This is a genomic window from Actinoplanes sp. NPDC049265 (assembly GCF_043197135.1).
GTDB lineage: Bacteria > Actinomycetota > Actinomycetes > Mycobacteriales > Micromonosporaceae > Actinoplanes.
Genome location: NZ_JBICSP010000001.1, coordinates 1,194,668 through 1,202,556 on the forward strand (window position 1 = coordinate 1,194,668; position 7,889 = coordinate 1,202,556).

The window sequence follows — 7,889 nt, forward strand, 5'->3', positions numbered from 1 at the left end:
AGTGGAGGCGCGGATACGGAGAATGGATGGCGTGCACCAGCCCCCCGCGGACACCCTGGACGCCGCGCACACCCGCGCCGAGCTGGCCAACCTCCGGCCTGATCTGCTGAAACACTTCGACGCCGCCCTACCCTCGGCCAACGCCGCAGTCCTGGCCCGCCTCCTCGGGGCGCTCCGCCGCGAGCCCCTCCCCGACCTGACCGACCGCGGACCCCACCCCGCCGAGGGTCTCTTCCGGGCGACCTTCACCCACCACCGGATCGTGATCTTCCCCACGAGCGCCGCACCCACCCACCTCGACGCGACCATCTCCGCCGAGGGCCGCGACGACCGCACGATCACCGAACCCGGCGCCCTGGCCCGCTACCTCTGGCCGCACGCCGCGCTCGCCGCCGAACTCGACAACAGCGTGGCCAACCTGGCCCTGGCCCAGGCCGCCGCGGCGGAAACGCAGCAAACCGGCGACGAACTCCAGACGGCCGAGGGCGACCCCGACGGCCTCGGCCGCCTCGAACAGCTCGTCCTGGACGGCCACCCGCTGCACCCCTGCTGCCGGACCCGCGAAGGCCTCACCCCACAGGACGTCCTCACCTACGCCCCGGAGCACCGCGTCCGCGTCCGGCTCAGCAAACTCGCCGTGCCGCCCGAACGCTGGCGCGGCGACGGCCCGCCGATTCTCCTGGCCCACCCCTGGCAGGCGCGGCGGCTACGCGAGGAACACCCGTGGCTGCGCGACGCCGGCGAGACCGAGCCGATGCGACCGCTGATGTCGCTGCGCACCTTCGCCCCCACCGACGGCGGACCCCACGTCAAGACCGCTGTGGACGTACGCATGACCTCCGCCGTACGCACCGTCTCCCCCGCGGCCGTGCACAACGGCCCGCGACTGTCCACACTGCTCCGGAAACTCACCCACGACCTGCCGATCACCGTCCTCACCGAGACCCACGCCGGTCATGTGGTCATCGACGGCGTCCCGCAACGACGCCTCGCACACCTGATCCGCGAGGCGCCCCGCCCCCAGCCAGGTGAAGCGATCCTGCCGCTCGGTGCGCTCGGCGCCGGGTCGACACCACTGATCGTGCAGGCGGTACGCCGGGCGGGCGCCGGCCCGTACACCTGGCTCGAGGATCTGGCCCGGATCTGGCTGCCGCCGCTGATCACGGTCCTGGACCGCGGCGTCGCGCTCGAGGCCCACGGCCAGAACACCCTCGTCGGGCTGCGCCGGGGACGGCCGGTGCGGCTCCTCTACCGGGACTTCGGCGGGGTACGCGTCAGCCCCGCCCGCCTCGGCCACGACCCCGGCCTGCGTGGCGACCTGGTCTGCGACGACCCGGCCGAGCTGCGCGCGAAACTCGCCGCCGGCGCGCTCGGCACCGTGGCCGGACAGCTGGTCACGCTGCTCCAACGGCACCTGGACGCGAAGCCGGCGCGGCTGTGGGAGATCATCTCCGACGCGATCCGGCGCACCGGGACCCGCGACGGCGAGAACCTGCTGACCGAGCCGGTGCCGGTGAAGGCGACCACCGCGATGCGGCTGGCCGACGATCCGCTCGACGACGTGTGGTGCCACCTCGACAATCCGATGGCGGGAGCTCGATGACGCACAGCCTGACCGAGGGACGCCTGGCCGTTGCCGCCTGGCACGCCGAGGCCGCCCTGGCCGTCCACGCACCGGCGCTGGTCGCGGGCTTCACCGCGGCCCTGCCGGCCGCGGCCGGCATCGTGGGCCGCAAGCTGCGCGGCGCCCTGGTGCGGGAAGACATCGGCGACGCGCGGGCCCGGCACGCCGGGCAGGGCACCCTCCACGGCTTCGACCGGGTCGAGTTCGCCGAGGCCGGCGCCGACGACCCGGTCGACCTGCTGGCCGGGCTGGACGCCCCCGGCTTCGCCGGCGAGCTGCGCAACGCGGTCGTGAACCTGGCCGTGGCCATGGCCCGCCCGCCGGCCGGCGACCCCGGCGACGACCCCGACGACGCCGCCATCGTGATGGAACGCCTGGCCGTGGCCGGGCACAACCTGCACCCGTGCGGACGGACCCGGCTGGGCTGGGACACCACCGACGTGCTGGCCTACGACCTGGAGGCCGGCGCCACCGAGGTCGGGTTCGTGGCCGTCCGTGACGACGGGCACGTCGGCGACGACGTCGGAGCGGCGCTGTTCGAGGCGTACCCGCACCTGCCCGAGGCGCCACCGGGCTACCGCGTCCAGCCCGTGCACCCGTGGCAGCGCGACACCATCCTGCCCGACCGCTACCGCGACCTGATCAAGGACGGGGCGCTGCGGATCCTCGACGCCACCATCGAGGCCACGCCGACCGCCGCCCTGCGTACCCTGCTGCTCCCGCCCGGCGTCGACGGCCGCCGCCGCTACCTCAAGGTGTCGCTGGACATCCAGGTCACCTCGACCCGGCGCAGCATCAGCGTGGCCAGCACCCGCAACGGCCCGGCCGTGTCGGCGCTGCTGCACCGGCTCGCCGCCGACGAGCCGACCCTGATCCTGCTGGCCGAGACGGCCGGCGCGGCGGTGCCGGCCGGTTCCGGGCGGGACCTGTCGGCGATCCTGCGCGACGGCCTCACCGGTCGCCTGGCCCCCGGCGAGGTCGCCATCCCCGGCGGGGCGATCGGCGCCAAGCTGCCCGAGTTGCTCGCCGCCTACGGCCGGCCCCCGCTGGACTGGCTGGCCGCGTACGCCCGCCTGCTGCTGCCCCCGCTGCTGCGCCTGACCGCGCGGGGCGTGGCGTTCGAGGCGCACCTGCAGAACTGCCTGCCCACCTTCGTCGCCGGCGAGCCCACCCGGCTGGTGCTGCGCGACTTCGCCGGCCTGCGGCTGCACCTGCCGAGGCTGGAGGCGGCCGGGCACTCGCTGCAGCCGTGGCCCGGTTCGGTGATCGGCACCCGCGACGAGGACGTGCTGCGCGCGAAGATCGGCTACACCGCCCTGCAGGCGCACCTCGGCGAGCTGGTCATCCACCTCGGCGTCGACGCGCGCGACGCCTGGCCGACGGTCCGTCAGGTGGTCGACGAGACGTACGCGGCGCTGGGCCGGTCGGACGCGGCCCGCCGCGACCACGCCGCCTTCACCGCACCCACGGTGCCGCACAAGGCCCTGGTCCGGATGCGCCTCGGCGGTGCCGGCGACGTCTACATCCCCGTGCGGAACCCACTGCATGCCGCCGCCTGAGCCGGTCGTCCGGGCCATCCAGGCGCTTGCCCGCCCGCGCTGCGCCTACGTCTACGACCTGGGCGTTCTGCGGGCCACGGCGGGCCGCTTGCGGTCGGCGCTTCCGCACACCACGCTGGTGTACGCGGTGAAGGCCAACAGCCATCCGTCGGTGGTACGCACCCTGGCCGCCGCCCTGGACGGCGTGGACGTGGCCTCCGCCGGCGAACTGTCCCTGGCCCGGTCGGTCGGCGCCCGGCGCATCATGGTCAGCGGCCCCGCCAAGACCGACGCCCTGCTGCACGCGGCCGCCGACGCCGGCGCCCAGATCAACGTGGAGAGCGCCCACGAGCTGCACCGGGTCCCGCCCGGCGCGCGGGTCGCGATCCGGGTCAACCGCCCCGGCGCCGGCCTGCCCGGCACCCACGCCATGACCGGCGTACCGACCCAGTTCGGCGCCGACCCGTCCGACATCCCCGCGCTGCTGTCCCTGGCCCGATCCCGTGGCATCGACGTACTCGGCTTCCACCTGCACGCCGTGTCCAACAACCTGGACGCCGCCGCGCACGCCGCCTACGTCCGGTCGGCACTGGCCTGGTCGGTCGCGGCCGCCGCCGAGCACAACCTGCACCTGCGCACCGTCAACGTCGGCGGCGGCTTGGGCGTCGACTACACCGGCGACCGTACGTTCGACCTCCCGGCGTTCACCGTCGACGCCCCGCCCGGCATCGACCTGATCCTCGAGCCCGGCCGCTTCCTGGCCGCCGACGCCGGCTGGTACGCGGCCGAGGTCATCGACATCAAACACAGCCAGGGCCGTTGGTTCGCGATCCTGCGCGGCGGCACCCACCACTTCCGCCTGCCGGCCGCCTGGGGCTACAGCCACCCGTTCACCGTCATGCCGGTCGCCGAGTGGCCGTACTCCTCCCCACGCCCGTCCGTCACCGCCACCGAGATCGACGTGGCCGGCGAACTGTGCACTCCCCGCGACATCCTGGCCCGCGACACCCCCGTAACCCACCTACGCGCCGGCGACGTCCTGGTCTTCGGCCGCGCCGGCGCCTACGGCTGGGACATCTCCCACCACGACTTCCTGAGCCACGACCACCCGGCCTTCGTCATCCTCGACTGACCGCTCCCCCGAGTTCCGCCAACCGCCGCCATAACATTCGCGGCTATGGATGCCGCCGCCGGCATGCGGCCGTGCGATGCGTTCGGCTGGCGGCGTCTAGTCGGTGTCTTTCTCGTTACAACAGACCGAAAGGGCCGGATCATCACGCCGGTGCGCCGGCGGCAGCCCCCGAGGTCTGTCACTCGCCGTACAGACGTTCATGAAGCGACCGAGGCCCGCTAGCGCGGATCTGCCGATGTGAGTCGCTTTCGCCGCGAGCCGTGATGAGGCGGACTTCGCTCCTTCCCGGTTTCAGCAATTGCCGGCGATGACAGCAATACACGCCGCCCGAAGCCGGCCGGCGGATTCCGGTTGTCAGATCGCTTCTGTAATTTCGGACGGGTCCAGTTCGACGTTTGACGCGGTTCCGGATACACGAAACAGCTTTTCTCCGATACAGGCCGGAGGGGGTTCGCCCTGTGCGGGCGGGCAAGACATTTCCGTTGCCGCCGGATATTGCGAACGTCGCAGGTGAGGTCGCTGGATCCGGCACGGCGACGTCCGGCACTGCGGGTCCAGCCCCAGCAACGCTAGGCGCAGCCGCCGGATCGGTCACGGCGACGTGAGGCGCAGCCGCCGGATCAGTCACGGCGACGTGAGGCGCAGCCGCCGGATCAGTCACGGCAAGGTGGGGCGCGACCGCCGGGTCGGTCACGGGGACGCTGGTTGTGGCCGCCGGATCAGTCACGGCGGCGGTTGCCACGGTCGGCGCGTCGCCGGCCGCGGCCGATTGCTCCGACGGCCCCATTCCTATCGGCGCCCCGACGTGTGCCTCGGCCGTATGGGTCAGGACCGGCGACCCCACCGCCGCCTGGTGTCGAGCCGGCGGCGCTGGGTCCGGCACCCGCGGCGACCGATCTGTGTCTGCTCCAGACCGCAACCGGCGCAGCTTCGTGGCATGCCTCTGTGACAAACCCCAGACCCGATGACGAGCATGCTCCCGGCGAAATTCCTCGCCCTCGACAGAATAGCGACGCGACGCAGCCCGATCACGCATGGCGGCCAATCCCGCCGACGTGAACAATTGAAGCTGCCGCATACCAAAATTGTTCCGCACGCCGCCCGAACCATCACACTAAACGATCACCCAGAAAGAGCGACGATTCTCACCATCGCACACAGACTCAGCCGCCACAGGGCCCGCCTTCGTGCAAAGAAGGGCGCCCCTCATCTGGCCGCGATCCACGCCAACGCAACGGGACGATCTTGCGCTGCGAGCCGCACTCACATGCCGCCGTCCGTGCGCGACAGAACGCCGAGACCGGTCACGCGGCGTAGTGTCGGCCCGTATCGCCGACTGCGCCTCATGCCGAGAAGAGTGCGTTACGCAATCGATAGAAACTGGTTGGGAACACAATAAATTGGTCGACCTTTTGATGTTAAGAGAATCTACTGCTCAGGGAATACTCCCTGAACTAACCGGCTTCAATTCGATGTCACCAAAAAGCGCATCTTCATCCATTTCTTCGACCGAACCAGCAATAGGCTTTGTCGCCGTTGCCGAACGATTCTGGCCAAGGGTAAGGCCCTGCTCGTCTTTCCACGAAACATTCCCGCTTAGGCTTCTTCCTGCGATCACAGAGGCTGCCGCAGAGGGACTTCCGAAAAGATAGTCTTCGCTCAGGACGTAGTTTTCGCCTTGCGGCTGCAGAACGCTGGTCTCAGCGAGCCGGGTGCGCAGCGTCGAGTATGACGGCGACATAACTTTGGCAACGATTGGGCCGCTGGCTCCCTTCGTTACCAAGAATCCGCTAGGGCCATCGTAGCCAACAGCTTGCGCTGTACCCGTCTGAAGTTCGTATCTTCGGGCAGAGGTAGTCGATCCACCAGTGCCAGTTTGGTCTACTCCGAAAGTCTGCGTTGCTGGAGCCTCGAATACGGACAGACCGAGGACCGGCAGCAGCACGAGCATCTCGTTCAGGTAGGCATCCATGTCGGCCTGTTCGGGCTCACTAAGGCGCCCTTCCGCTTCAGGTTCGGTATCGTTGTCGATTGCTGCAACACCCGCCGTGCGGGCGAGATCCAGAAGTCGAGCCTCTAGATAAAGGACGTGGGCCTTGTTTAAGGGCTCAGCGTTCGACGTGAAGACAAAGGCGCGGCTCCAGAAGTCTTTTTCGATATGATGCTTATCAATCCGAACGCGGATGACATTCGACTCTCCTATGTAAATCCTCGTTTCCTTGCCGCCCCCCTCGTTCGGGCCAACTAGGATATATACCCCGGTGCGTTTCAGTTCGGGCCGCGTTCGCGCCTTATCATAGTCAGATCGGGCAAAATCGAAGCTGCCGCCCGTCCACTGAGACAGACCGGAAAGTCTTCTCCCGGTGGGTGTTCGATCGATGAGAAATATGCGAATCGATCGGCCTGGCTCGCGACTCGGCACCTAAACTTCCTCCGCATCAGAATTTAAGCCTAACGCTGCCATTTTAAGCGAAGCATCGAATTCGTGCGCTGGCTTTGCGAACAATCTACCTTGCTGCCGCTAAGCCGACGCACTCATCTGCCGCTGACCTCGCGCGGGATGGCCAGCGGTCAGCCTTCACGGCGTGACGTACCTCGGGAGCGGCCCGACGCACGCTCGTGCCGATGACAATGCGGCCGGTAAAGAGTAAGTCCGCCAGCGCAATCTGTTGACCCGGTTAATAGTTCATATGGGTTCGGGCGGCTCAGCCCTCCTCACTCTTCATAGCGGTCAGCTTCTCCTCAAGATCTCGAGCCCACGACCAGAAAAGGTCGGCGCGAACTCCGTTGAGCGCCTTGAGTTCTTCGTTCTGTTCAGCAATATCTTCTCTCAGTGCATTCAACTCCTCCTCCTTGCGAGCCACCTGTTCCGTGAGCTCATCTCGGCGCTGTCGGAGTCGGGCGATGTCGTTCTCGAGTAGCTGCCTGTCGCGTTGCCTGACCTCGGACCGCAACTCGGCGATTCGGTCATCGATCGAGGCGCGTTCTTCGTATGCCGCAAAAAGCCCCAATTCTACCTCAGAATATTCGCGGCGAGTCTGTATCTGTTCCTCGCTTAATTCTTCCTGTCGAGCATTGATTCCTGGAAGAGTGGCTGGAATTTCGAAGCGAGGCTGGCTTGCATGTTCGCCGATCTCTTGCCCAGAATGGCCGCCACGTTTCGTCGACTCCTTCCAGAGCTGCCGAATCGCCGACACATCTCCCTGAAGGTACCCGGCTACCGCTTCCAGGTGGTACCAGCTTGCCATGTGAGGACTGTTGAGAATCTTCGCGACCGTCGTGTGCGAGATAGACTTCGCCTTCGTCCCGGCCCTGGCCGGGGCCATAACCCCCTTGGCTATGTCCCTGGTGCTGGGCAGTCCGGCGTCGAGGTGCAGATCCCTCATGATCTTTTTGAGCTGGATCGACGGCTCGCCTGCAGGAGGGTTGGAACTGACGGTCATCGGACTCCTTCACGGAAGACGGCCAACTCACCCATGCCGCCTCGGCGGCCGGTCCTTTGAGCCCTTTTCAACCTGATCTTCCAGGTCAGCGAGGGTAGGGGGGTCGGAGATCGATGGGGGCGAGGCTCCCGGTAAGACAGCAAATCGACCAA

At 68.2% G+C, this 7,889-nt stretch carries 5 protein-coding genes; 3 read left to right on the top strand and 2 right to left on the bottom strand.

The window, feature by feature from the left end:
- Positions 1 to 22: 22 nt before the first annotated feature.
- The 3 genes from ACGFIO_RS05805 to ACGFIO_RS05815 are packed head-to-tail and all read left to right on the top strand — an operon-like array spanning position 23 to position 4,294.
- Complete coding sequence (locus ACGFIO_RS05805; protein WP_392822484.1) at positions 23 to 1,603, top strand: IucA/IucC family protein; 1,581 nt, start codon at positions 23 to 25, stop codon at positions 1,601 to 1,603.
- Entirely contained in the window at positions 1,600 to 3,183 is a 1,584-nt protein-coding gene (locus tag ACGFIO_RS05810) for an IucA/IucC family protein (protein ID WP_392822487.1), read from the top strand. The genes ACGFIO_RS05805 and ACGFIO_RS05810 overlap by 4 nt, the downstream gene beginning before the upstream one ends.
- Complete coding sequence (locus tag ACGFIO_RS05815) at positions 3,170 to 4,294, top strand: type III PLP-dependent enzyme (protein WP_392822489.1); 1,125 nt, start codon at positions 3,170 to 3,172, stop codon at positions 4,292 to 4,294. The genes ACGFIO_RS05810 and ACGFIO_RS05815 overlap by 14 nt, the downstream gene beginning before the upstream one ends.
- 1,435 nt (positions 4,295 to 5,729) lie before the next feature.
- On the opposite strand, the gene ACGFIO_RS05820 is transcribed toward ACGFIO_RS05815, so the two are convergent.
- Together ACGFIO_RS05820 and ACGFIO_RS05825 are read right to left on the bottom strand one after the other, a co-directional pair.
- Positions 5,730 to 6,716: a GIY-YIG nuclease family protein gene (locus ACGFIO_RS05820; protein ID WP_392822492.1), complete on the bottom strand. Its 987-nt coding sequence runs from the start codon at positions 6,714 to 6,716 to the stop codon at positions 5,730 to 5,732.
- A 283-nt stretch (positions 6,717 to 6,999) separates the two neighbouring features.
- On the bottom strand, positions 7,000 to 7,737 hold the full coding sequence (locus ACGFIO_RS05825; protein WP_392822495.1) for a hypothetical protein: 738 nt from the start codon (positions 7,735 to 7,737) through the stop codon (positions 7,000 to 7,002).
- Positions 7,738 to 7,889 lie beyond the last annotated feature (152 nt).